This is a genomic window from Mucilaginibacter sp. 14171R-50, assembly GCF_010093045.1.
In the GTDB taxonomy this organism is placed as follows: domain Bacteria; phylum Bacteroidota; class Bacteroidia; order Sphingobacteriales; family Sphingobacteriaceae; genus Mucilaginibacter.
Genome location: NZ_CP048115.1, coordinates 2,448,772 through 2,472,687 on the forward strand (window position 1 = coordinate 2,448,772; position 23,916 = coordinate 2,472,687).

29 protein-coding genes are annotated in these 23,916 nt (G+C 42.7%); 18 read left to right on the forward strand and 11 right to left on the reverse strand.

Going from position 1 to position 23,916, the window contains the following annotated elements:
• Nucleotides 1-9: 9 nt before the first annotated feature.
• From GWR56_RS11240 to GWR56_RS11255, 5 genes are all read right to left on the reverse strand, one after another.
• Nucleotides 10-450, reverse strand: a complete 441-nt coding sequence (locus tag GWR56_RS11240) for a hypothetical protein (RefSeq protein ID WP_162431335.1) — start codon at nucleotides 448-450, stop codon at nucleotides 10-12.
• Between the two features lie 80 nt (nucleotides 451-530).
• Nucleotides 531-656 (reverse strand): hypothetical protein, encoded by a 126-nt coding sequence (locus tag GWR56_RS20700; protein WP_255456696.1) that lies wholly within the window; start codon nucleotides 654-656, stop codon nucleotides 531-533.
• Nucleotides 657-715: 59 nt separating this feature from the next.
• Entirely contained in the window at nucleotides 716-1,363 is a 648-nt protein-coding gene (locus tag GWR56_RS11245; RefSeq protein WP_162431336.1) for a hypothetical protein, read from the reverse strand.
• 69 nt (nucleotides 1,364-1,432) lie between these two features.
• A complete protein-coding gene (locus GWR56_RS11250) occupies nucleotides 1,433-2,647 on the reverse strand; it encodes a PBSX family phage terminase large subunit (RefSeq protein WP_162431337.1) in 1,215 nt (404 codons plus the stop codon).
• A gap of 208 nt (nucleotides 2,648-2,855) precedes the next feature.
• Nucleotides 2,856-3,317: a terminase small subunit gene (locus tag GWR56_RS11255; protein WP_162431338.1), complete on the reverse strand. Its 462-nt coding sequence runs from the start codon at nucleotides 3,315-3,317 to the stop codon at nucleotides 2,856-2,858.
• 308 nt (nucleotides 3,318-3,625) lie between these two features.
• On the opposite strand from GWR56_RS11255, the gene GWR56_RS11260 reads away from it, so the two are divergent.
• From GWR56_RS11260 to GWR56_RS11275, 4 genes are all read left to right on the forward strand, one after another.
• On the forward strand, nucleotides 3,626-4,165 hold the full coding sequence (locus GWR56_RS11260; RefSeq protein ID WP_162431339.1) for a hypothetical protein: 540 nt from the start codon (nucleotides 3,626-3,628) through the stop codon (nucleotides 4,163-4,165).
• Between the two features lie 118 nt (nucleotides 4,166-4,283).
• Nucleotides 4,284-4,574: an RNA-binding protein gene (locus tag GWR56_RS11265; protein ID WP_162431340.1), complete on the forward strand. Its 291-nt coding sequence runs from the start codon at nucleotides 4,284-4,286 to the stop codon at nucleotides 4,572-4,574.
• Nucleotides 4,575-4,730: 156 nt separating this feature from the next.
• Nucleotides 4,731-6,065 carry a sensor histidine kinase KdpD gene (locus tag GWR56_RS11270; protein WP_162431341.1) on the forward strand — a complete coding sequence of 445 codons (1,335 nt, stop codon included), beginning with the start codon at nucleotides 4,731-4,733 and terminating at the stop codon, nucleotides 6,063-6,065.
• Nucleotides 6,066-6,135: 70 nt separating this feature from the next.
• On the forward strand, nucleotides 6,136-6,468 hold the full coding sequence (locus GWR56_RS11275; protein ID WP_162431342.1) for a hypothetical protein: 333 nt from the start codon (nucleotides 6,136-6,138) through the stop codon (nucleotides 6,466-6,468).
• Nucleotides 6,469-6,538: 70 nt separating this feature from the next.
• Here GWR56_RS11275 and GWR56_RS11280 read toward each other — a convergent pair whose 3' ends face one another.
• Nucleotides 6,539-6,955 (reverse strand): hypothetical protein, encoded by a 417-nt coding sequence (locus GWR56_RS11280; protein ID WP_162431343.1) that lies wholly within the window; start codon nucleotides 6,953-6,955, stop codon nucleotides 6,539-6,541.
• Between the two features lie 44 nt (nucleotides 6,956-6,999).
• A complete protein-coding gene (locus GWR56_RS11285; protein ID WP_162431344.1) occupies nucleotides 7,000-7,182 on the reverse strand; it encodes a hypothetical protein in 183 nt (60 codons plus the stop codon).
• Nucleotides 7,183-7,376: 194 nt separating this feature from the next.
• Here GWR56_RS11285 and GWR56_RS11290 point away from each other — a divergent pair, with 194 nt between their 5' ends.
• Nucleotides 7,377-8,069 carry a S24 family peptidase gene (locus tag GWR56_RS11290; protein ID WP_162431345.1) on the forward strand — a complete coding sequence of 231 codons (693 nt, stop codon included), beginning with the start codon at nucleotides 7,377-7,379 and terminating at the stop codon, nucleotides 8,067-8,069.
• A 58-nt stretch (nucleotides 8,070-8,127) separates the two neighbouring features.
• Nucleotides 8,128-8,667: a GNAT family N-acetyltransferase gene (locus GWR56_RS11295; RefSeq protein ID WP_162431346.1), complete on the forward strand. Its 540-nt coding sequence runs from the start codon at nucleotides 8,128-8,130 to the stop codon at nucleotides 8,665-8,667.
• On the opposite strand, the gene GWR56_RS11300 is transcribed toward GWR56_RS11295, so the two are convergent.
• The 4 genes from GWR56_RS11300 to GWR56_RS11315 form a co-directional block, all read right to left on the reverse strand.
• The gene (locus GWR56_RS11300) at nucleotides 8,648-9,373 is read right to left on the reverse strand and encodes an outer membrane beta-barrel protein (protein ID WP_162431347.1); all 726 of its coding nucleotides are present in this window, start codon (nucleotides 9,371-9,373) and stop codon (nucleotides 8,648-8,650) included. The genes GWR56_RS11295 and GWR56_RS11300 overlap by 20 nt on opposite strands.
• On the reverse strand, nucleotides 9,370-10,101 hold the full coding sequence (gene ubiE, locus GWR56_RS11305) for a bifunctional demethylmenaquinone methyltransferase/2-methoxy-6-polyprenyl-1,4-benzoquinol methylase UbiE (RefSeq protein ID WP_162431348.1): 732 nt from the start codon (nucleotides 10,099-10,101) through the stop codon (nucleotides 9,370-9,372). Before ubiE ends, GWR56_RS11300 begins: the two co-directional genes overlap by 4 nt.
• 107 nt (nucleotides 10,102-10,208) lie before the next feature.
• Nucleotides 10,209-10,901, reverse strand: a complete 693-nt coding sequence (locus GWR56_RS11310; RefSeq protein ID WP_162431349.1) for a DUF3307 domain-containing protein — start codon at nucleotides 10,899-10,901, stop codon at nucleotides 10,209-10,211.
• A complete protein-coding gene (locus tag GWR56_RS11315) occupies nucleotides 10,894-11,508 on the reverse strand; it encodes a hypothetical protein (RefSeq protein ID WP_162431350.1) in 615 nt (204 codons plus the stop codon). Before GWR56_RS11315 ends, GWR56_RS11310 begins: the two co-directional genes overlap by 8 nt.
• A gap of 195 nt (nucleotides 11,509-11,703) precedes the next feature.
• Between GWR56_RS11315 and GWR56_RS11320 the strand changes: the two genes are divergently transcribed.
• The 12 genes from GWR56_RS11320 (at nucleotide 11,704) to bamA (ending at nucleotide 23,900) form a co-directional block, all read left to right on the forward strand.
• The gene (locus GWR56_RS11320) at nucleotides 11,704-13,071 is read left to right on the forward strand and encodes a Gfo/Idh/MocA family protein (protein ID WP_162431351.1); all 1,368 of its coding nucleotides are present in this window, start codon (nucleotides 11,704-11,706) and stop codon (nucleotides 13,069-13,071) included.
• Nucleotides 13,072-13,079: 8 nt separating this feature from the next.
• Nucleotides 13,080-13,790: a DUF1080 domain-containing protein gene (locus tag GWR56_RS11325; RefSeq protein ID WP_202925311.1), complete on the forward strand. Its 711-nt coding sequence runs from the start codon at nucleotides 13,080-13,082 to the stop codon at nucleotides 13,788-13,790.
• Between the two features lie 197 nt (nucleotides 13,791-13,987).
• Nucleotides 13,988-14,743: a DoxX family protein gene (locus GWR56_RS11330; RefSeq protein ID WP_162431352.1), complete on the forward strand. Its 756-nt coding sequence runs from the start codon at nucleotides 13,988-13,990 to the stop codon at nucleotides 14,741-14,743.
• 78 nt (nucleotides 14,744-14,821) lie between these two features.
• A complete protein-coding gene (locus tag GWR56_RS11335; RefSeq protein WP_162431353.1) occupies nucleotides 14,822-15,580 on the forward strand; it encodes an SDR family oxidoreductase in 759 nt (252 codons plus the stop codon).
• Nucleotides 15,581-15,697: 117 nt separating this feature from the next.
• Complete coding sequence (locus GWR56_RS11340) at nucleotides 15,698-16,147, forward strand: GatB/YqeY domain-containing protein (RefSeq protein WP_162431354.1); 450 nt, start codon at nucleotides 15,698-15,700, stop codon at nucleotides 16,145-16,147.
• Between the two features lie 123 nt (nucleotides 16,148-16,270).
• Nucleotides 16,271-17,032 (forward strand): alpha/beta fold hydrolase, encoded by a 762-nt coding sequence (locus GWR56_RS11345; protein ID WP_162431355.1) that lies wholly within the window; start codon nucleotides 16,271-16,273, stop codon nucleotides 17,030-17,032.
• Nucleotides 17,033-17,034: 2 nt separating this feature from the next.
• A complete protein-coding gene (locus tag GWR56_RS11350) occupies nucleotides 17,035-17,697 on the forward strand; it encodes a CBS domain-containing protein (RefSeq protein WP_162431356.1) in 663 nt (220 codons plus the stop codon).
• A gap of 9 nt (nucleotides 17,698-17,706) precedes the next feature.
• Nucleotides 17,707-18,588 (forward strand): NAD kinase, encoded by an 882-nt coding sequence (locus GWR56_RS11355; protein ID WP_162431357.1) that lies wholly within the window; start codon nucleotides 17,707-17,709, stop codon nucleotides 18,586-18,588.
• 124 nt (nucleotides 18,589-18,712) lie between these two features.
• Nucleotides 18,713-19,498: a DUF6089 family protein gene (locus GWR56_RS11360; protein WP_162431358.1), complete on the forward strand. Its 786-nt coding sequence runs from the start codon at nucleotides 18,713-18,715 to the stop codon at nucleotides 19,496-19,498.
• Nucleotides 19,499-19,629: 131 nt separating this feature from the next.
• The gene (locus GWR56_RS11365) at nucleotides 19,630-20,151 is read left to right on the forward strand and encodes a biopolymer transporter ExbD (protein ID WP_162431359.1); all 522 of its coding nucleotides are present in this window, start codon (nucleotides 19,630-19,632) and stop codon (nucleotides 20,149-20,151) included.
• A 392-nt stretch (nucleotides 20,152-20,543) separates the two neighbouring features.
• Entirely contained in the window at nucleotides 20,544-21,284 is a 741-nt protein-coding gene (locus GWR56_RS11370; protein WP_162431360.1) for an isoprenyl transferase, read from the forward strand.
• A 63-nt stretch (nucleotides 21,285-21,347) separates the two neighbouring features.
• On the forward strand, nucleotides 21,348-23,900 hold the full coding sequence (gene bamA, locus GWR56_RS11375) for an outer membrane protein assembly factor BamA (RefSeq protein WP_162431361.1): 2,553 nt from the start codon (nucleotides 21,348-21,350) through the stop codon (nucleotides 23,898-23,900).
• Nucleotides 23,901-23,916 lie beyond the last annotated feature (16 nt).

Consider the following 23,916-nt stretch of genomic DNA (forward strand, 5'->3'; position numbering starts at 1 on the left):
AAGGCAGACTTAATAGGCGTTGTAATACATGGTATTAAGGGTTATGGTGAGGCCTACACCCGTGGTGTTCACGTCAAACTTGTTGTAAACCGGCAGGCACTTTGCTTTTTCGCCCGCTTTAATGCGAAAATAACGGCCGTTGCCATCGCGATATTTGGCCGCCTTTACTATAAACTCGTTGGCCATTTGCAGGGCTTGCTGTATATAGGTTTCGTTCTCCGCGGTAAACTGCCCGAATTCTGTTTTGTACAAAAATTCCAGGTAAACGGTAAAAGTATTATCTACCGAACCATTTACCTGCGGCGATACCAAAATGGGTTGCATGGGATACATAAATACACACGGAAAGGCAGCATCATCTGCCAGGGTGTTCAACTCTTTTTCGGTACCATATAAGAATGACGGATTAGCGGTAAGGCTTTGTGTTACGGCTTGTATTTGATTACGCATTTGTTAGAGAATAGTGATTGGTTGATTAGAGATTAGTTATCGGAAACTGCCAACTGCCAACAGTTAACTGCCTACTGGCTTTACATCATCTCGCTATAACGTTTCTGGTATTCAGCTTCGGTTTTGTTAAGCAGCAGTTTGGTAAGCACGCGCTCGTAAGGCATGGCCAGCACCAGGCTCCACTTGGTGATGTCGCCTCCCGCCAACGAGTTTATGGTGTTGATGTACCTGAACTTTTCGAAGGCGTGTATGCCCGCCCTTTTTTCTAAAGCCGTAGCAGCCGATGCCAGAAGCCTGTTCTCGGCTTCGATAAGTTGGGATAGCTCATAAAAAAATGTTTTGCTATGGGCAGTGCCTCCGTTACCCGTATGTTTTTTATGGTTTCGGTAAATGCCGCCGCGGCATATTCATCATATACATTTCCTGTGGCTAGGCAATAAAAGTAAAAGGCCAATATTTTGCAGCAAGCAGTAAGCGAGGGATTAAAATACTCTTTCCAGTTATCTTCGCCGTATATTTTAATATGTTCGGTTATCTCGTCGGCAATAACATCCCGCGCAGCCATAAATGCCCCTGCCGGTTCAACCGAAAGGTTGTTTACAACCTTTACAATAACTGGCTTATCACCCACCATTAAAGTTATTTTTTGGGGTATATCATCGCTGTTGTACAAATGTTTTATTTGGTGCGATAAAGAGAGTACAGCATCCGCGAATTGTATAAAATCATTTGCGTTACGTACCGATTGCAGGTCGGTAACAGGTATGCCCGATAATATACTAATGGCATCCAGGTCACCAAGTTCAGGGTTATCCTGTAAGGCTATCATTTGCCCAAGGGTAACTTCATTTAATTGCGATGGTATCTTAACCGGCAATTGGCCATGTGTTGTAGCAAGTGTTCTTTCTATCATAAAAAAGGAGCCCCCCAACCCCCTGAAGGGGGAGCTATTAATGCATGTGAGTTACAGGGATGGGTGTATTTAAGCAAGGCCTATCAGCCCTTCAATGGTTCGTGCTTTCGGCGGTTCGGGCGCAGGCAGTCTGGTTTTTATGCTGCCGTTACCTTTGGTATTCAATTTGTTCAGCGCTACATAGCGTAAGGGGTCTATCAGGTGATTATAGGTATCAACAGGCTGGTTTATGGTATTCCCGCTTTTGTCTGTTTTCCATTTATACCTGCCTAATTCTTTACGCAGGTTAACACTATTGCGGGTAACGTTAATTTTATACCGTTTAAGAATGTCTATAGAGTTTTTTATACTGTCAGCGCCTTTTTTTGCGCCGGTGATATGCCAGCCTAAACGTTTAAGCTCTTCAATAGATTTTGGTTCGGCGCTGTCGGCTATTATTGACGTTGTTTTACTTATACCAGACTCTGGTAGCTTTTGCGATATATCCGTATTGGTAAGGCCGGTTTGATAAAGTATCTCATCTACCCAAAGCTCCCCGTTTTGTTTATAAACCAACAGGCAGCCGGTTTCATCGTTGGTAAAGCCGAAATCGAGCCCCGCCGCAATCAATGTCGCATCTGTAGGGATAGTTTCGCAAATGTGCCAGTTATCAAATACCAGCCCGCTTATTTTACCGGTAACCCCGCGTGCGTATACTTTCCATAGCTCCAGGTCCTCCGTTTTCAATGATTCAATCTTGGCGCGAAGGGCTGGTTCAATAAACGGGTTGTGCCGGTGATCTGATATAAACAGTTGTACGCCAGGTTTACCAATCAGTTTTTGGTGTACCCAAAAACCGGTATTGGGGTTATAGTCGATATACACCTTCTTTTTGGTACGCAGCGCCAGCTCGGTGTAAACATCCCATTCAATGCCGTTAGCTTCATTTACAAACAAATAATCGCGCTTTCCGCTCTTTGCATCCTGCGCGTTAGCGTAGCTTTTAAACTCTATCATGCTGCCGTTAATAAACTCGAATATTCGATCGGTCTTATTAAAGCTTTTAACTAAACTTTTAAATATATCCGATTGATCATGTATGGCGTGGGCGTCACGTAGCGCGCCCGATTTAAGGTTAGGTATGTCTTGCCCAACTACGGTTATTATTTGTTTGTGGTTATTTGCTGCAAAGCAAAAAAGCGCCTGTAAAATAGCATAGGTTTTACCCGAGCTTGTACCACCCTGGTTTACAATGATATCAGTAGCGGCAAAATAATTACACCCGAATAATATTGAGGCCTTCATTATTGACATTTAGGATAGATTGAACATTTAATAGCGATGTTGGATGATTTAAAAGCGTATAAGGGCAATTTTATAAATAGCAGTACAAAATTTATTATCATCTTTAGGCGTAAATTGTATTGTCTGTTATGAATCATATTACGGCCGGCGTTAATCGAAAAAGCTTTTTATCAGAAATGGTGTTAACAAGGTAGTCATGCCCTTTAAATTAAATGTCTACCTCTTTTTCGGTTCCGGCAATTTGAGGGCCGGTATTGATAACGCTTATCTTTAATTTTGAAGGTGCAGCCTTTACTGATCGTGCCGACGACTTTTCTGTCCACCCCATGCAGCGCAAAGCAAAAATCGCCCCGGTTGGTGCAGGCTGGTGCAACTTTTTTTCATATTCACATTCAATACGCAGGCGGGCTTCCCGCAGGGTTTTTTTGAACAGCCCGGTTTGCTCGTAAGCCTCAAAATCAGCCAGGCTCGGAAACCCGAGAAATAAGGCCAAACCGGTGAGCAGGGGCACTTGGGGTTTATCGGTTTTTGGCGTATACATTGCCAGTGGCGATGTTTTTTTTATATATTTTGACGGCGGTTTTGCCTCGGGTACCGGTTGGCCGGCCACGGACAGGAAATATTTTTCCACACGATCGCTGAGTTCAGCAATAGAATAAAAATGAGTCATATAAGAAAATGAGTATGATTGGTATGCCTTTTGGAATTGACATATACAAATGTACGAATAAATCTTTAATTAAACAAGTAAATACAGAAAATTCTTTATTATATCAGGAGGGGAGGGTAGCAGGTACCGACAGTAGTTCTTCATCCATTAAAAGGATAAATTACCGTTAAAAAATGTTAAATTTTTGGCTTAAAAGTTGTAGATGCCATTTTTAAATAAAAAATTTATATTTTTATAACATCCACGTACCTATGCGCAAAAAACGGTTTACTAATTGGTATTTTTCACTTGTCATGCTCCTTTCGGTTATGGCGGTGTCTTGCCAAAAAGATACCGGCGAACAGGCTGTTGATGAAAAGAAGATCGCCTTAAATGCCGATAGCGCTTTAAGCGCTGCATCTCCTGATAATTTCCTTGCCGTTGCAGGCACGCTTACCTTGAAAATGCAGGATTCTGTTTACACCTTTGATGCCGCTAAAGATTCTGTCGCTTTTGTAAATATGAGCGCGGGCGACAACCGGTACTTTGGTATCACCGCCATTAATAAAGAACATACTATAAGTTTTGGTGTAAGCTCAAAAGGCGCTGCCGCGGATAGTCTGATCAAGCCTGTAGCGGGCGGCCAGCTACTAATGATGGCCGATGTAATGCATACCAGGCAGTATACCTTAACACAATATGCAGAACCTGGCGATGCCGGTGTGATACATCTGCTGCAGTATCGCACCAAAGATGTGCTTGCAAAAGGCAATTTTTTTACGTTTCTATCTAAGGATGACGAACCCAACTCCTCACTTTACAGGGTAGAAGGAACCTTTGAACTGAAGTTGAAGAAACAACAAAAGTAGCCATCCCCAGTATTGACACCTTATTGTAAAAAACGCTTTACACACCCCATCCTTCGCCTCAAGGCGGCCAAAAACCGGCCTTTTTTGCGTATCTTTACAGAAAAACAAAAGGAGATTAATGAAAGTATTTATTGGAGGCCTTCCGTTAGAAGTAAGTGAGGCCGAACTAAATGCGGTTTTTGGTGATTTTGGGCCTGTTAAGTCCCTCAGGATCGTTAAAGATCGTGAAACAAAAGAAAGCAGAGGCTTTGGATTTGTTGAAATGGTTAACGAAGCAGAAGCTAAAGAAGCCATCAGGTGTATGAACGGCCAAAGCTATTATGGCAAACGCATAACCGTTAATATAGCAGAGGATAAAGGCCCCGGTTTTAGCGGCGGCGGTAACAGAGGCGGTTTTAGCCGTAACTAAGCCCTATATAATTTCTTAAAATATCATGAGCCCTGCTTTTGCAGGGCTTTTTTTGTGCTGTTCCGTGTAATTAATTTTATTTTTAAGAAACGTCCTTTAGTACTTGTGCTGCCAATATTTATTTGTACCTTGGATAACCTAAACACGTAACAAATTTTGCGCCTTTTTGGAAACATAAACAGGCTATGGCTCAGGCTTACGGGCTCTACTACCGAGTTCTCTTTAGAGATCAGGATATTTCACTCCCTTTGCCTCATTTCGATACTTGCACTGGCTTATAACGTGCCCTTTAATTACCTTATAGGGCTGCCCTTTGTGTCCTTGCTTAGTCTTTTAACCCTTATTATATTTTCAGCACTTTATTACTTGTCGCGTTTCCGTGGCAGCTTCAAAGTAACGGTTACCATATTCACTGTCATCGGGAACCTGCTGTTCGCAACGAATTTTATATACAACTCGGGCACTTATGGGCCAACGGACCTGCTAATGGGCCTGTGTATTTTATTGGTGTTATGCGTTGTGCCTAAAAATCAGCAGAAATTTTGGATTGCCCTTAATATGATCATCATTGTTGGATTGCACCTGGTGGAGTATTATCATCCGGCATGGGTGCCAAATACCTACGTAAACCGCTCCAGCCGGTATCTCGACCTAACATCTGCTTACGTTGTGGTGGTTATAGTGCTGTATTATACAGTAACTTATTTCAGACGTAATTATGATTACGAAAAACGCTCCGCATCTGATAAGGCAAATGCCATTGAACTGCAAAATCACCACATTACTCAGCAAAACCAGGAATTAGCCCGCATTAACTCCGAGAAGAATAAGCTGATGTCGATAATAGCGCATGATCTGCGTTCGCCTTTAAGTAATATCCAAAATTACCTTGAACTGGTTACAGAGTACGAATTGGATACAGCTGAACGCCGGATGGTAGAAGGTGATTTGCTTAAAGTTACCCGCCGGACCATTGATATGCTTGGCAAGCTGCTTATATGGTCAAAAACTCAAATGGACGGGGTTAATGTAAAACTTGGTTATGTTAACCTTCGCGACGCGCTCTTCAATACCGTGGAGCTGGAAAAAGCCATCGCCCTTAAAAAAAATATTAGCCTTATTGACGAAATAGATTGGGATATCCGCATTGTAGCCGATATTGATATGCTGCAATTGGTTATACGCAACCTTATAAGTAACGCTATTAAGTTTACTCCGCCCGGTGGGCAAGTAAGTTTTAAAGCAAAACAGATCGGTGGCGAGTGCTGGCTTATTGTTCGTGATAATGGTATCGGCATGTCTGCCGAAAAGCAGGCAGAACTGTTTTCTTTACAAGCGCAATCTACTTTTGGTACCGATAACGAAAAAGGGGTAGGGCTTGGCTTATTGCTCTGCAAAGAATTTACAGAAATGCAAGGGGGGCACATCTGGGTAGAGAGCTCGCCCGACCACGGGGCCGCTTTTTTCGTATCGATGCCGGCCGGCAGTTAATTCAAAAGTCGAAAAAGATTGTGATAATTTGTAAAGCTGTTTTTACTTTTGAGTTTAATTTTGACTTACTATGAGACCGGGTGATAAAGTGATATGTATAAATGATAAGATCGACGCCGACAAAAGCACCGAAATAAGGCGCGATTTTGAGATCTGGATCACCGAAGATAAAGAATATACCATTCGCGAAATATTAGATAACAACGGTATTGTAACCGGGGTGCTGCTTGATGAGGTCCATAACTTCCCCAAATTTTTTAAATTGATAAATCGCTATCAGGAACCGGCCTTCGCCATCTGGCGTTTCCGCAAGCTTAACTACGCCACCGCCCCTGCAGAAACGATAAGCGAAGTTGAAGAGCTGGTGCAGGCAGACCAGGAACAATTGGTTAAAGCTAAGTAAATCACAATTCGGTAGGCTAAATATGAGCAGTATAGACCAAATATGCTCTAAATGCTAAATGGCATAATCGCTACCAATTTTTATCCATCGCGGCCTCGGTCTCTACTAATTGCGTTAATATCGCTTTTAGCATTGCTTCCCGTGCCCATTGCTGCTCTATAAGCGTAGCATCCTGTTTGTACCAGGCTATCGCTTCGTTTATTTGCACACGTGTTTTGTAAACAAACTGCTTATTAGGGTGCAGGCGCTGGCCTTCATAACTGTTTAGGTTTTCATCCTTAATTATCCTGGCAAAGTTTTTAACGGAGATGTCCAGCTGGAGGCAATCATCAAGGGAATTTTTAAAATCCTGTTTATCCTCCAGCCAAAGGGTAAGCGTGTCATCCGTCAGGTCGTGGTCGGCAATGCTTATTCGGCTGTAATTATAATCAACGGTAATAATAAGCCACCATAGCTGGTCCTTAAGTTTTTGTGCGATTTTTATCATTGTTTTATTTAATAATGGTTAATATTCATAGAAAAGTAAGTCACTCACGCATTCGCCTCAAAAGGCGGCATCCACCCAGGTATATATTTTTGTATTGCGGCGATCTCATGACGGTACTTATCGCAGGCAGCTATATAGCCCGCAGCGCGTTTGGTTAGTTCCCGACTAGTTGACATGTGCTTGCCGTTTTTTTGTTTAGTGCGCAGGGCAGAGTATGCGATATACATAGGTTATTGAGCTATTGATTTTAAATGACTTGTAAACATATTGTTGCGGATAGCTAAAGTATATTCTGTAAGTTCTGTAAAGCGATTATTTGTTTTACTGATTTTTAGTTTTAAATTAGCAATTATTGAACAAACAAATATAAAGAAATATCTTTATTAAAATCAAGAAAAATCTTTAATTATTTTTTATTGTTATGGATGACCTGTCGAAACCCAACAAAATAAAAACAGTACGACCTGAAACACTGGAGTTTATTATACTTTACAATCAACTAAGGGGTAAGGCATTTAACAATAATACCGAACTGGCTGAAGCTTTAAACTTCAACTCGGCCAGTTCCATTACCGAGATCATTAAAAGCCGCCAAAACATTGATCCCGAAAAATTGAAGGTATTTAAAGAAAAATATGCGGAGCATTTAGGAGGAAAAAAAAATACCGAGAAAACTGTAGCCGCACGAAGTGAGGAGGGGATACCGATGTACGAAATTACCGCCACGGCATCTGGTGTCGAGGTTTATAATGATATAAATGATTCGCGCCCGGTGGGTCGTATGAATTTCCCGGGGATAGAGGAGTGCGATTTTGCCCTGCCTGTTTGGGGGCACTCCATGTACCCGTATTTAGAGAATGGCTGCTGGGTGGCCCTCAAGATCATCAGCGATAAAAAGATATTGCCCGGAGAAGTATATTATATTGAGTGGGGCGATTACCGCATGTATAAGCGACTGCTGGCCAGCGATAACCCGGAAGAAGTGATCGCTCACTCGGATAATGTAACAGAAATGGTTGCAGGACGTCTAAAATATGCGCCGTTTCCCATCCGCATAGATGAAATAAAGAAGTTATGCCTGGTAAAAGATATTCACAAAAAGCATAACCATTAATAAATATACATATGTGCAGAATGCAGATATGCAAACATCTTACATTTTTTAAATCTTAATGGAAAATCAATCTCCCGTCCGCCTTGCCACTTTACAAGACATACCCGCTATTATGGAGGTTGTAGCCGATGTTGTACCCATTATGCGCGCAGCAGGCAATTTGCAATGGGATGATACATACCCCAACCCGCAGGTATTTGAGGACGATATTAAAGCTGGCCAGCTTTGGGTGGCCGAAGTTGAAGGCCAAATTGCCGGTGTAACCGCAATTACTACCGATCAATACCCCGAGTACGCACAGGTGGGGCTTGATACCAGCGAAGAAGCTATCGTAACGCACCGGCTGGCGGTAAGCCCTCATTTTAGGGGCAGGGGCCTTGCTGCCGACCTGCTGTACCAGGCGGAACTTGTAGCCATTGAGCGTGGTATACATATTTTACGCATAGATACTAACACCCAGAACCATGCAACACGGCAGCTCTTCCCAAAAATGGGATATAGTTTAAAAGGCGAAATAACCTTAGAGTTTAGGCCTGGTTTAAGCTTTGTTTGTTTTGAAAAGAGGTTGGACCAAGCGTCTATTCAAAATGCAGACTAAATGTAAAAGTATGCAGGGATAGCCGGCTGATGGGGTTTGCATAAGGCGTGTTTTCTGACAACAGGATATTGCCAAAGCTGTTGCTGAGTTTAATTTCCGGTGATAGTTTAAAATACTCAAAATAAATATCAAACCCAACGCCCGCTTCGTAAGAAGAGTACCCTTTTATATTCCTTAGCAAAAGTTCGGTAGGGGCAGTGTTGACATCATTTTTTTTGGAACCTATCGCCCCCGAATATTTTAAGCCACCCAACAGGTAAGCCCTAAAGTTGCCTATCCGGTCAGATTTTAATTTTAGCTGTAACGGAAAATCAACCGTAGTAGTTTGTACGGGCTTGGTAACATCCTGCTCCGGTTGCTCATAAGTATAGCTTACGGCCCTGTCGGCAAATACCAGCGACGGTGTAATACGTGTCTCCAGGTGGTCGGTAATACGGTAACGCGTTAAAAAGCCAACAGCAAAACCCGGCATCGGCTTAGAACTTATGCCAGTTAATTTACTGGTAGCATATTGGTTTAACCCTGTATCAAAAAAGGCATCGCGCCAGTATGGTTGCTTAATTATCTTAAAGCTGCTCTGGATGTATGAAAAGGAGAATCCGAAGCTAAGATCCTTGCTATCGGCACCGCCGCCCCACGCCTGCGCAAATAAAAGTTTGCTGCAGCCCATCAATATGATGGTTATGAAAAGGCGGGCTTTTATCATTTAATACCGGTGTAAATAGAACAGATACCAAACGCCAAAGGGCGACTTTTGGTATTTTTAAAGCCTGCTTTTTGCATCAGGTTAGTAAAAGCTTCGCCGTCAGGAAAGGCTGCTACCGACTCGGGCAAATATGTGTACGCCCTTGCATCCTTTGAAAATAGCTTACCGATGCCCGGAGTAACGTAATTAAAATAAAAGGCGTAAAGCTGTTTTATAGGGAAACCCTTTGGTTTCGAAAACTCCAGTACAACTGCTTTACCGCCCGGTTTAAGCACCCTGTGAATGTCGGCAAGGCCGGTTTCCAGGTTTTCAAAATTACGTACGCCATAGGCTACCGTAACCGCGTCAAACTCATCAGCATTAAAAGGCAGTTTTTCCGAATCGCCCAGCTTAACTTCAAATTTGTTGCCTAAGCCACGCTTGGCTATCTTTTGCTTCGCGATATCCAGCATACCCTGCGAAATATCCACGCCGATTATTTTTTTGGGCTTTAGGATAGATAACGCCTCAAAAGCAAAATCACCGGTACCTGTAGCTACATCAAGGATCAGCTGGGGCTGGTCCTTTTTTAGCTCGTTAATTGCCTTTTTACGCCAGATAATATCTATCCCAAGCGACAAAAAGTGATTCAGAAAATCGTAGGTTTTTGAAATGTTGTTAAACATATCGGCTACCTGCTCTTTTTTAGCGACTTGCTGGTTTTGGTATGGTGTTACGGTTTTGCTCATGACTATGCGGGCAAAGATAAGTATTGAGGCGCATAGTTATGGTTCATAATTAACGGTTGGCGTACGGCTCCACAAATTTGATTTTGTTATGAATAATTTTCATCAGTTTAAACCACCATTTTAAGCGCTAATCCTACGGCAAAAGCTATAAATATACTTAACAAGGTTCCAATCAATAGATATTCAGTTTTAACTTCTTCGTTCGAGCTATTGTAACGGAGGATGCTTTTTCCGGTTATTAATAGGCCTATAGCTTCATAATGACCCTGGTATACCAACAGGCATATTAAAATCCGTTCGATTATTCCAATGTACTTACCGGCATTTTTTAACCCGGCAGGTACTGCCCATTGCCTGGTGGCCTGACCAATAATAATTGACGAGGGTAAGGTTAAGAAAAACGCGGCGGCAGCAAATGTCCAAAACCGACTGCCGCTATAAAAGGCTGCAATTGCACCGGCACCCGGCCGGTGCTGCTCAAAAACAACAAGCCAGCAGGCTATTATTACCGCAAGGTGTAACAACTGGCTTATTGTAAAAGTTACGAAGTTATTTTTGGTATATAATTTTAGCACAGCAATTATATAATGGCTTATGGTAATAATTAAAACTACCGCCCAATAATTAAATCCAATAAGCAACAATGCTGCAAGGCCGGTAACCAGGGTATGCCAATACAAATACTTCGATCTAATTTTATGCTGCTCCATACCGGTAACCCACTTTGTGGGCTGCAGGGCAAAATCGCTTATCAAATGCGCCAGTATAAGTTTTATTAACCATATAATGCTTTCATCCATGTTGCAACTGGTTGGTTAGTATATCAAATTTATTAAGGATGTTTTCAATCTCGTCATACCGGGCTGTTTTTACATGCTGGCTTATAGTAGCTGTTGTTTTATTTAACAGTCGGGCGGTTTCAACCTGGGTTTTACCACACAGTAACTGATACACAACCTCGGCCTGCCGCGCGGTAACCCGTTCCAGTATACTATCTAAATATTGGGCCATAATTTCGTAAGTAAAATCAGCCTCTTTTATACCACTTACAATATACAATTTATGAGACGTGTTTTGAAATTTATCAAAATATCTGCCCGAACTTATGAACAGCTCATCCATATTTGAGCCCAGTTTACCCGTATCAGTATTCAATAAACCAATGCTAATGCTCATCCTTATATCAATGCGCTGTTTGCGGCTGTATTGTATAGCCAATAACCTGCTTTTTATACAATCCAATAAAGCATCGTCGGCTTGTTTAACAAATGCCTGGAAACTGTCCCCGCGATAGATCTCTAAATTATCCTTTCCGAAAAGGGCGGTTAGGGCGCTTATCAATTTTTTAAATGACGCTTTATCTAAAATGGTAGAGTTAACTATATCTGCTGTAATTACTGCATTCATATTGGGCTTAATTACCTAATTTTTATAAAATTAGTATAAATAACCTAATAAACAAAAAATTAGCTTAAAAAGCCTAATATTGCTATTGGTGGATATTGCACTTGAAATGTTTTATAAAAAACTATACCTTTCGCCTTTAAGCATCAAAGCTTCCTTATAAGTTCATAACAATTAAATAACCTTAACGCGTAAACCATGAAAGAAAATTCTGAAGCATCCCGCAGGGGCTTTATAAAAAAGCTGGCTACCACCGCCGCTGCTGTTACCGCCGGAAGCAGCTTAATAGCTGCGGATAAGCACAGTTTTCATTACCTTAAACAAAAGTATAACCAGTACGGCCCTAACGACCAGGTTAATATAGCGCTGATAGGCGCGGGGGGCATGGGTACGCAGGATACCATAGTGGCCTTGCAGGTGCCGGGTGTAAAACTTGTTGCTGTTTGCGATTTGTATGATGGCCGTTTAAAGGATGCCAAAACACGCTGGGGAGCTGATATTTATACCACTAAAGTTTATAAAGAAATATTGAACCGCAAGGATGTTGACGCGGTAATTATAGCCACGCCCGATCATTGGCACCAGCAGATTTCTGTAGATGCTATGCACGCGGGCAAGCACGTATACTGCGAAAAACCAATGGTACACTCAGTTACCGAGGGCCCCGCGGTGATTAAGGCACAGCAGGAAACGGGCAAGGTATTCCAGGTAGGCAGTCAAGGGGTATCATCGTTAGGTAACGAAAAAGCACATGAGCTATTAAAAAGCGGGGCAATTGGCGAATTAAATTATGCCGAAGGCTTTTGGGCGCGCCGGGCGCCGGTTGAAGTGTGGCAATACCCTATACCCGATGATGCATCGCCGCAAACGGTTGATTGGGAAACGTATGTGGCCAATACCCAAAAACGGCCGTACGACTCCAAAAGGTTCTTCCGCTGGAGAAATTATACCGATTATGGTACCGGTATGGCGGGTGATTTATTTGTTCATCTGTTTAGCAGTCTGCACTTTATTACCGGCTCAATGGGGCCAAATAAAATATATGCATCCGGCGGGTTGCGTTACTGGAACGATGGCCGCGAAGTGCCTGATGTTTTGTTAGGTACCTTTGATTATGGTAAAACTGTTGCCCACCCGGCGTTCAACCTGTCGTTACGGTGTAATTTTGTTGATGGCACAAGCGGTACCACTTATCTTAAACTGGTTGGGAGCGAGGGCTCAATGGATATCACCTGGGACAGCGTTACCCTGAAGCGGAATAAGGTTATCCAGTCGGACGATCCCTTTTATATCGAAAAGATGCGCAAAGCGGGGCAAACCGACTCGGGCCGGAAGCATATTCTACCTCCTGAAGAAATTACCTTTAACGCCGAAAAAGGCTATCTGGGTGGCCCTTACGACCATATGAACAATTGGATAACGGCTATCCGTAACAACGGTAAAGTTACCGAAGATGCTGTTTTTGGTTACCGCGCTGCCGCACCCGCGTTATTGTGTAACGATAGCTATTATAAAAACAGCCCCATGTTTTGGGATCCTGAGAAAATGAAGATGGTTAAATCATAACAATACTTATGATGATGAAAACAAATTTTAAGGTATTAGGGCTTGCAGCAGCCATAAGCTTTGGCAGCATGCAAAGTTTTGGCCAGGTAAAAAAGGCTGGTTGGATAAGTTTATTTAACGGAAAGGACCTGCAAGGATGGCATGGTTATAATAAAAAGGGCGAGGTTAAGAACTGGGAGATCGAGAATGGCGCTTTGGTTTGCCTTGGCGCGGTGAAAGGTACCGACACAGGGGGCGATATTGTTAGCGACAAGCAGTTTGCTAATTTTGAACTTACCTGGGAATGGAAGATTGACAAGGGAAGTAATAGCGGCGTATTATACCATGTTGTAGAATCGCCTAAATACGAGGCATCGTACCTTACCGGCCCCGAGTACCAGATCATAGATGATATAGGCTGGGTTCCTGATAAACTGGAGGAATGGCAAAAAACCGGCGCCGATTACGCTATGCACATCCCCAATTCGCAAAAAAAGATAATGCCGGTTGGGCAGTGGAACACCAGCCGCATTATATTTAAAAACGGGCATGTTGAGCATTGGCTAAACGGAAAGAAAATAGTTGAGTTTACCGCATGGGATGCCGACTGGCAAAAGAAAAAAGCCGAAGGTAAATGGAAAGACCATCCTGAATATGGCATGGCTAAAATTGGCCGTATCGCTTTACAGGATCACGGTCATAAGGCTTACTACCGTAATATCAAAATAAGGCGGTTGTAAGGAACTAAGCATCAGCATTAATTATCTGAAAAGGCTTGTCAATCGACAGGCCTTTTTTATTTCGTCGATTATCGAACCCTGTTCGTCTGGCAAGTGTTACATTGCCCTCAAATTTGTCTACCATCGTTGCTTGTTTGTCTAATAGATTTCAGCTGTTTTTAAAATGCAGGTTCCTTTGTAAAATCTAAACCAGCATTATGATCCACCATAAAGATTTTTTCATTGTACTCATTCGTTTGTTCCTGGGCTACATTTTTTTGTCGTCAGGTTTATGTAAGCTAACCAACGGGCATTTCGGGCAAATAATTGGCCCGCCATTGTTTGAGGCTATGCTGGCAAAATATGGTTTAGCTTTATTTGCCCGGGTAGTGGCTACTTTGCAGGTAGTGTGCGGTATACTGCTGCTATCGCAACGGTTTAGTACCATTGGTGCAATTATGCTTGTGCCTATGAATTTATCTATCTTTGCTGTAACCATCTCCCTTAATTGGCAGGGCACACCGTATGTTAATGGTTTCTTCACCCTGTTAAATGTGCTTTTACTTATTTATGATTGGCATAAATTAAAAATATTGGTAAACCCTAAACGGGCATCATCGGTAAAGCCCACTATTATAGATGCGCATACATATAATATATACAACATAGCGGGGATGGTTTTTGCTGCAGTTGCAATTATTGCTTCGCGGTACGATATTATATTTACCAATGCCTTTGCCATAGCGGCATTTGTATGCTTTGGGTACGCTATAATACAGGTAAAAGCCGTTACCAAAATGCAGGCAATTATAGTTGCCCTGGTTATGTTGAATATGATAATGATAACGCTTGCCGGCAGGTTTGGCCTAATGGTGCAAAAGCTGGTTTTATATAATACGCTTGTTGTATTATTGCTGATAAGCCTGTCGTTTATAAAACGGCTTAACCCGGTAGATAAGCCGGCAGTAACGTAGCCAAACTATCCTTACGGTAAAAAGACAAATAAAGTCAACATAAAAACATAATTTCGTTGCCGATAGTTATTCATATCTATGGCAAAGATAGCACTGATAACAGGCGCCACCGCAGGGATTGGCGAGGCCTGTGCCCACACATTTGCGCGCGAGGGATACAACCTGATACTTACCGGTAGGCGTATGGAGCGCCTGGAAAAAATAGCGCAGCAACTGAATCATAAATACAATGTAGAGGTAGCTGTATCGTCATTTGACGTACGCAACCGCGAACAGGTTATTCAAAGCCTTGAAGGCCTGCCCGCCCACTGGAAAAAAGTTGATGTATTAGTTAACAACGCCGGCCTTAGTCAGGGGTTAGACCCTATTCAAAACGGTAGTTACGAAGATTGGGAAACCATGATAGATACCAATATAAAAGGGTTGCTTTATGTAAGTCGCGTAGTATCTAACTGGATGATAAAAAACGGCTACGGGCATATTGTTAACTTAGGATCGATAGCCGGGAAAGAGGTTTACCCTAACGGGAATGTTTATTGTGCTACCAAGCATGCCGTGGATGCCCTTAACAAAGGTATGCGTATAGATCTGAATGGCTATGGTATCAGGGTTACCGGCATACATCCCGGCGCTGTAGAAACGGAATTTTCAGAGGTACGGTTTAAGGGCGATAAAGAGCGCGCAAAAAAAGTATATGAGGGTTTTGAGCCACTTGTAGCCAATGATATAGCGGAAACAATTTGGTTTGCAATATCGCGCCCGGCGCATGTAAACATTAACGACCTGGTTATTATGCCAACGGCGCAGGCCACAGCAACTAATATATTCAGGAAGTAATAAGTCGGATACCCCGGCTGTCGGGTAGTCCGAAAGAAGAATTGCAAGAACGGATAATAATATAAATACTTTCCGTCGTTCGGACGTACCGGACCGTCGGACTTAAAACTTAAAACCATGTCATTAATAACGCAGATAGACCAGGATATAAAGCAAGCCATGTTAAGTAAGCAAGCCGACAGGCTGAGGGGCTTACGCGCCATTAAGTCGGCATTGCTGCTGGCCAAAACAGAAAAAGGTGCTGCTGAAGAGTTAACTCAGGATGCCGAGATCAAAGTTTTGCAAAGGCTTATTAAACAGCGCAAAGAGTCTGCAGACATCTACAAAACTCAGGGCCGCGATGATCTTTATGATATAGAAATGGCCGAAATGTATGTAATTGAGCCATACCTGCCCAAGCAGATGACCCGGTTTGAGATAGAAGGTTTTGTACAGAATGTTATAGAAAGGCTGGGTGTAACTTCGGTAAAAGATATGGGACGTGTAATGGGAGTAGCCAATAAAGAGCTTGCCGGCCGTGCTGATGGTAAAACCGTATCAGAAGTGGTAAAACAACTATTGGGTTAGTTTTAGCGTAATTATTATCAAACAAAGCCTTGTAAACGGTATTATAATTATAATTTTACAACATTTGAGACCAAAACCAGGCGCGGCCTGATATATTTACATGATAACTCACATCCTTCATATATGAATTTTGCGCTTAAAGAAGAAAAAGGTTTCAGTTACATTGAAGAAGGCGAAGGCGAAACGCTGTTGCTGCTTCATGGGTTAATGGGCGCTTTAAGCAATTGGGACGAGGTGATAAAAGCATTTAGCCCGAACTATAGGGTCATTATTCCTGTTTTGCCTATTTATGATATGCCTTTGCTGACAACCGGGGTACGCAGCCTTTCAAAGTTTGTACATAAATTCATAAAATTCAAAAAACTTAGCAACGTTATTTTGCTGGGTAATTCGCTGGGAGGGCATGTTGGGCTCATCTATGTACTGGCACATCCGGGGTATGTAAAGGCGCTTGTTTTAACCGGCAGTTCGGGGTTGTACGAGAACGCATTCGGCGGTTCCTTCCCGCGACGCGAAAGTATCGATTTTGTGAGAGAGAAAGTACAATACACTTTTTATGACCCCGCGATAGCTACGGACGAACTGGTGCACGAAGTATATCAAATGATAAATGACCGCCATAAGGTGATCAGGATATTGGCTATGGCAAAATCGGCCATACGGCACAACATGAAAACCGAGTTGCGCAAAATTACCATGCCGGTATCGTTGATATGGGGCCGCGATGATAAGATCACCCCGCCGGAGGTGGCTGTGGAATTCAACGAGTCGTTGCCCAATGCCGAACTGCATTGGATAGATAAATGCGGCCACGCGCCCATGATGGAACGGCCCGAAGAGTTTAACAGGTATCTTGCAATGTTTTTAAATAAAATAAAAAAATAACCATGTATGCAATTGAGCTGATATCTAACGCTATGCCACCGGTACATACTTCTGATAGTATACAGAAGGTCTTTGACCGTATGGCAGAGTTTAAAGTTCGCCATTTGCCAATTGTTAACGAGGAGCAGTTTCTGGGTCTTATAAGCGAAGACGACCTGGTGGAAGAAAGCGACTTTAACGCGCCCATCGGCTCGCTTGCTTTATCGCTGGTTAACCCGTATGTACTGGAAGAACAACATGTTTATGATGTGATCAGATTGTTTTATGAACGACAACTGACCGTTGTGCCGGTGCTTAACACAAAAAAGGATTACCAGGGCATGATCTCCATTAACGCCATGAACGAGTATTTTGCCAAGCTTACTTCGGTATCCGAGCCGGGCGGCATCATCGTTTTAGAAGTTGATAATAAAAACAACTCCCTGGCACACATGTCGCAGGTTGTTGAGTCTGATAACGCGCAGGTATTGAGCTCGTATGTCCGCACTTTCCCCGATAGCACCCGCATCGAAGTAACCCTGAAGGTTAACAAGCAGGATATTTCAAATATACTGGCAACGTTTTTACGATATAATTACGATGTTAAAGCCACCTTTAACTTCACCGACCATAATGACAACTCCATGGATAGGTTTGATTCGTTCATGAACTACCTGAATTTGTAACCTTACCATATGAAGATAGCAGTTTACGGCAGACAGTTTAATGATCCATCGGTGTTTCCGTATATCCGCCAGGTCTTCGATAGTCTGGCACAGCATAAGGTTGACGTTTATGTACATCCTGCGCTAAGCGATTACTTACAGGGAAATGTTGATATATCTGCGTGTGCCACCCTTAATTGCGAAGAACCTATAAAAAACCATATCGATATTTTTTTAACGCTTGGCGGTGATGGTACCCTGTTGGATGTGGTGACCCTTATCCGCGATTCGGGCGTACCGGTTATCGGTATCAATTTTGGCAGACTGGGCTTTTTGGCAAGTATCAACAAAAGCGATATAGCGGCTGCTATACACGCGGTTGTCAACCACGAATTTTCATTAGACAGCCGCGAACTGCTGGTTATCGATTCAGAACAAAACCTGTTTGGCGACAATAACTTTGCACTGAACGATGTAACCATTCATAAGCGCGACGATAGTGCTATGATAACCACCCACGTATCCCTTGACGGCGAGTTTTTAAACTCGTATTGGGGCGATGGTATCATTATATCAACCCCAACGGGGTCAACCGCTTATTCGTTAAGTTGTAACGGGCCTATCATTTTTCCGCAGTCAAACAGTATTGCACTTACGCCCGTTGCGCCGCATAATTTAAATGTAAGGCCGGTAGTATTGCCCGATACCAGCACACTTACGCTGGATATTGACTACCGGGGCAATAACTATATTGTATCGTGCGATAGCCGAACCGTAATAGTTAATAAGCCCATGCAGTTTAAAGTGTATAAGGCTGGCTTTAAGCTTAATTTGGTACGCCTTAATAATGAAAGTTACCTGTCTACGTTAAGGAAAAAGCTATTATGGGGTTTAGATGCCCGTAATTATTAAATTGCCTTTTGATGCTTAGCCTCACCCTGCCCTCTCCAATGAAGAGGGTTCAAAAAAGAGAGATTAAAGTCCTCTCCTTTGGAGAGGATTTAGGTGAGGCTAAACAATTATTAAATTGCCTTTAATGCGTAAATTTCTTGCAGCTTTTTTACTATTGTTTATCACTATTAAGGTACAGGCCCAAACCTGGGAAATAGGAGGGGCAATAGGCGCCGCAGGCTACATTGGCGACCTGAATGTAAATAACCCCGTTAAACCCAGCGGCGGATTTGCCGGTTTGTTTGTGAAAGGAAACTTTAACCGTTATTTGGGGGTAAAGCTAAGCTACAGTTTCGCGCAGATAAGTGGTGCCGATAGTACGTCGTCCAGCCAGCAGTTTCGTGATCGGAACCTCAGTTTTAAAACCCCTTTGAATGAACTTAGCCTGATGGGCGAGTTTAATTTCATGAGCTATATACCCGACGCCGGCAAAAACAAATACACACCATATATATACCTTGGCGCGGGTGTTACATCGTACGCCCCAAGGGCTGTGTTAGATGATAAGGTTGTGGGCTTAAGGCCCCTGCGCACCGAGGGGCAAAGCAACCCTTATGCAACCACCACTATTGTAATTCCTTTTGGCGCCGGCTTTAAGTACAATTTTTCGGGTAAGTGGACGGTAGCTGCCGACCTGGGATATAGGTACACCACCACAGATTACCTTGACGATGTAAGCGGCCTGTATGCAGATCCGTCCCGGTTATCGAGTGCCACGGCAGTAAAACTGGCCGACCGTTCGGGCGAAAAAACACATGTTTACATAGGGGCTCCCGGTACCCAGCGGGGCGATTTTAAGCCCCGGGATTATTACATGTTTGTTGGCTTCACGCTTTCTTACACATTTGTAACATCTGCGTGCTATTACTAAAACGGCGCGAAATAGAATATTATTCTATATAAATGAATTAAACAAAATTTAATTTTGTTTAATGGAACAAAGCAGTACATTTATACGTTTAATAATTAGTAACCTATTGTTTTACCTTAAACTGTATTGCCATGGCCGAATTAAATTCACCCTCCGAAAAATCAGGAAATAAAAATCGTTCAAAAAAACCTGCATTAAGGGTAGATCTTACCGCGATGGTAGATCTTGCATTCCTGCTTATTACATTTTTTATGCTTACCACATCGTTAACAAAACCAAAAGCAATGGATGTAGCTATGCCGGTGGGCGATGAGCCGGCGGGTGCGGCGGAGTCGCGTACCATGACCATCTGTCTTGGTAAAGATAATAAAGCCATGTATTATTTAGGCATTGCAGATAAGCCAGCTATCGCGCCGGCGATAACCAACTATAGCCGGAGCGGCCTGCGCCATGCTATACTTGAAACCCGGAGACGCGTAATGCAAAGCACCGGTAAAAGTATGATAGTGATCATCAAACCGTCTGAAAAAGCTGTTTACGGCAACCTGGTAAACACGATCGATGAATTGAACATAACCGGTGTACAGCAATACGCTATTGCCGATATAGCGCCAAAGGATGTTAGTTTGCTAAAGAAGATGCAGGCTTTGTGATAACATCGAAAAAACTTGAATTTATCCGACTTTTTTCTGGCTTTTTTTGAAGGATCTGAACGAAAAAGCTTTGGGCTGCAACGCAAAATTTTTTTCAGAAAACTTCCGATTGATACCCCTTCTGATCGATAGCAACCGCACCTCCTCCGGCAGGTAGATTTTAAAGTCCTCTTCTGCCGGAGAGAGGCTGGGGTCTCACCTCGTGGAGTTTTTATATACTCACCCTGCAATTATTTCTTTTTACCGCATACTAAAATAAATACAATTAAGTTTTACCTTTGTCACCTGAAAAAAATAGCATAAGTAATTGAAAGCTTTGCTAAAAAAGGTTTTAAATTTTACAATGCAACAGGTGCAGCAGCCCAAACCAAGCTGTTAAAGCCCTTCGGGAAATGAGTTATAAGGACCAGATAGATCTTCAGAAATTACCCCGGCATATAGCCGTTATTATGGACGGTAACGGGCGGTGGGCCAAGGGCAAAGGCAAGTTAAGGGTGTTTGGCCATCATAACGGGGTGCTGTCTGTAAGAGATATTGTTGAGGGTGCCGGTGAGTTAGGCATCGAGTACCTAACCTTATATACCTTTAGCACCGAAAACTGGAGCCGGCCAAAATTTGAGGTAACCGCTATTATGGAACTCCTTATCAGTACTCTTAATAAGGAGATTGCCAAGCTGATGAAGAACAATGTACGTTTGAATGCTATTGGCGACCTGAGCATGCTGCCGGGCAAATGCCATAAGGAGTTGCAAAACGCCATTAACCACACAGCTGATAACACCGGGCTGGTACTTACGCTTGCTTTAAGCTACAGCTCGAGGGGCGAAATTGTGAACGCCGCTAAAAATCTGGCTGCTAAAGTACAAAGCGGGGAATTGCAGCCCGCCGATATTGACGAAAAAATGTTTGAAGATAATTTATATACCGGCGGTATGCCAAACCCCGAACTGTTGATCAGAACGAGCGGCGAATACCGCATAAGTAATTATTTACTGTGGCAAATTGCCTATGCCGAGCTATACTTTACTACAAAACTTTGGCCTGATTTCAGGCGCGAAGACCTGTATGAGGCTATACTCGATTTCCAGAAACGCGAGCGTCGTTTTGGGATGACAAGTGAGCAGGTAAACTAAATTTTTACTTTTAACACTTTTTAACAACTGTATAAATTATTTTTAGCCCACTAAAATATTCGGATGAATAAAGTTTTTTTTGCCCTTTTCTTCTCTATTATAAGCACCGCAGCACTGGCACAGGTTAATGGTTCAAGGCAATCTCCGTTGTCTCAATCCATATCAGCCGATAGCTTAAGTTACCTTAACCCTAAAGATTATATCATAGGCGATATTACCGTATCGGGTGCCAAATATGTAGACAAAGATATACTGCTTACCATATCTAAATTAAATAAAGGCGACAGGATCAATTTGCCGGGCGAAGCAAACGCCAACGTTATTAAGGACCTGTATAAGCAGGGCCTTTTTGACGATGTGCAGCTAAATGTTACCCGGATAAATATGGATACCATATACCTGCAAATAGCTGTTGTGGAGCGTCCGCGTTTGTCACGTTTACATATTACCGGTATCCGGAAGGGCGAAATTGAGGACGTTAACAAAAAACTGAACGATAAAACGGGCAAAATTGTAAACGAAAACCTGCTGAGCACTACCACCGCTATCATTAAAAAGCATTTTAACGAAAAGGGTTACCTGAATACAACCGTTAATATAAAGCAGACAAAAGATCCCGGCGACCCTAACAGCGTTATATTGGACGTAGCTGTAAATAAGGGATCCAAAGTTAAAATAAACAGCGTAACATTTGAGGGAAACAAAGCTTTCTCTGACGCTAAGCTTCGCAAGTTTCTTAAAAACACACGCGAGAAAAAGTTTTGGCACATTTTCGGCAACAAAAAGTTTAAGCAGGATAAATACGAGGAAGACAAACAAACCCTTGTAGAAAAAATGCAGGGCAAAGGCTACCGTGATGCCGAAGTTTTAAGCGATACGGTTACCAAACACGATGAAAAATCTGTTGATGTAAAAATTAAAGTTTACGAGGGGCCTCGATATTACTTCGGTAATATCAAATTTTCAGGCAACGCCCGTTATCCTACAGAAGCTTTAACAAGGATACTACAGATTGAAAAAGGACAGGTATTCAGCGAAGAAGAACTGAATAAGCGTTTAACCGGCCCAACGCCAAATAACGATGATGTTTCATCGTTGTATTTAAATGACGGTTATTTAACTTTCCAGGCCGACCCAGTGCAAACACGTATCTATAACGATACCGTTGATCTGGATATCAGGATATACGAGGGCCCGCAATACACCATTAACCGCGTACTGCTTAAAGGTAACGATGTTACCAATGATAAAGTAGTGATGCGCGAAATAAGGACTAAACCCGGCCAGAAATTTAACAAGGAATTATTGATACGCAGCGCGCGCGAAATTGGCCAGCTAGGCAATTTTGATGAGCAAAAAACCGAACCAAGGCCAACCAACATTAACCCGGCAGATGGTACGGTAGACTTGGTTTACAACGTGGTTGAAAAGCCGTCAGATCAGATTGAGCTTTCGGGTGGTTTTGGGGGCGGCCAGCTGGTAGGTACCCTGGGTTTAACGTTTAACAACTTTGCCCTGCGTAACATATTCAATCTTAAAGCCTACAAACCACTGCCAAAAGGCGATGGCCAAAAACTAAGTTTAAGAGGTCAATCCAGCGGGCGTACTTATCAAAACTTCTCGTTTACGTTCTCTGAACCGTGGCTGGGTGGTAAAAAACCAATTTACTTTGCTTTATCTGCTTACACGCAAGGCAGCTCAACGGGGCAATATTACCCTAAATCGAGCCCTTATTACAATAAACTGCGTATAAATGGTATTGGTGTAACTTTAGGTAAACGTTTAAACTGGCCCGATAACTATTTCCAGTTAAACTACTCGTTAAACGTAGATCACTATGACCTGGATAATTACGGCGGTTACCTTTTCCAGAACGGTACATCGTATAACATTAAACTGACCCAGGAGCTAAGCCGCAACTCTATTGATATGCCGCTTTATCCAACATCAGGTTCAAATATTAAGCTTACCATACAGGCAACGCCGCCGTATTCATTGTTTAACAATATCAATTATAAGGTAGCTACCCCTGAAGAAAGGTATCACTTTGTTGAGTATTATAAATGGAAATTTGACGCGCAGTGGTTCCAGAGGATAACCGGTAAACTGGTGCTGATGTCGCAGGTGCGTTTTGGTTACCTGGGCCAGTATAACAAGCTGGTAGGCCCGTCACCATTCGAGCGGTTTAAACTGGGCGGCGATGGTATGCAAAGTTACCAGTTTTTACAAGGTACCGATGTGGTAGGTTTGCGTGGTTACGAAAACTTCTCGATAGTGCCAGTAGGCTCAAACTTAAATGCCAATACAAACCAAGGCAGCGCCATTTACAATAAATATACGTTTGAGTTAAGGCACCCGGTAATTACTGGGCAGTCGGCCACAATATTCCTGCTCGGTTTTGCCGAAGGTGGTAACGTTTGGGATAATTTTAACCAGTTTAATCCGTTCAATGTTAGGCGCTCGGTTGGTGTGGGTGCAAGGATATTTTTACCGATATTTGGCTTATTGGGCTTAGATTATGGTTATGGTTTTGATAAAATCCCGGGCCAGCCTGATGCTAACAAAGGCCATTTCCATTTTACAATTTCACAGAGCTTAAGCGGAGGATTTAACTAAATTTGCATAGCAGTTT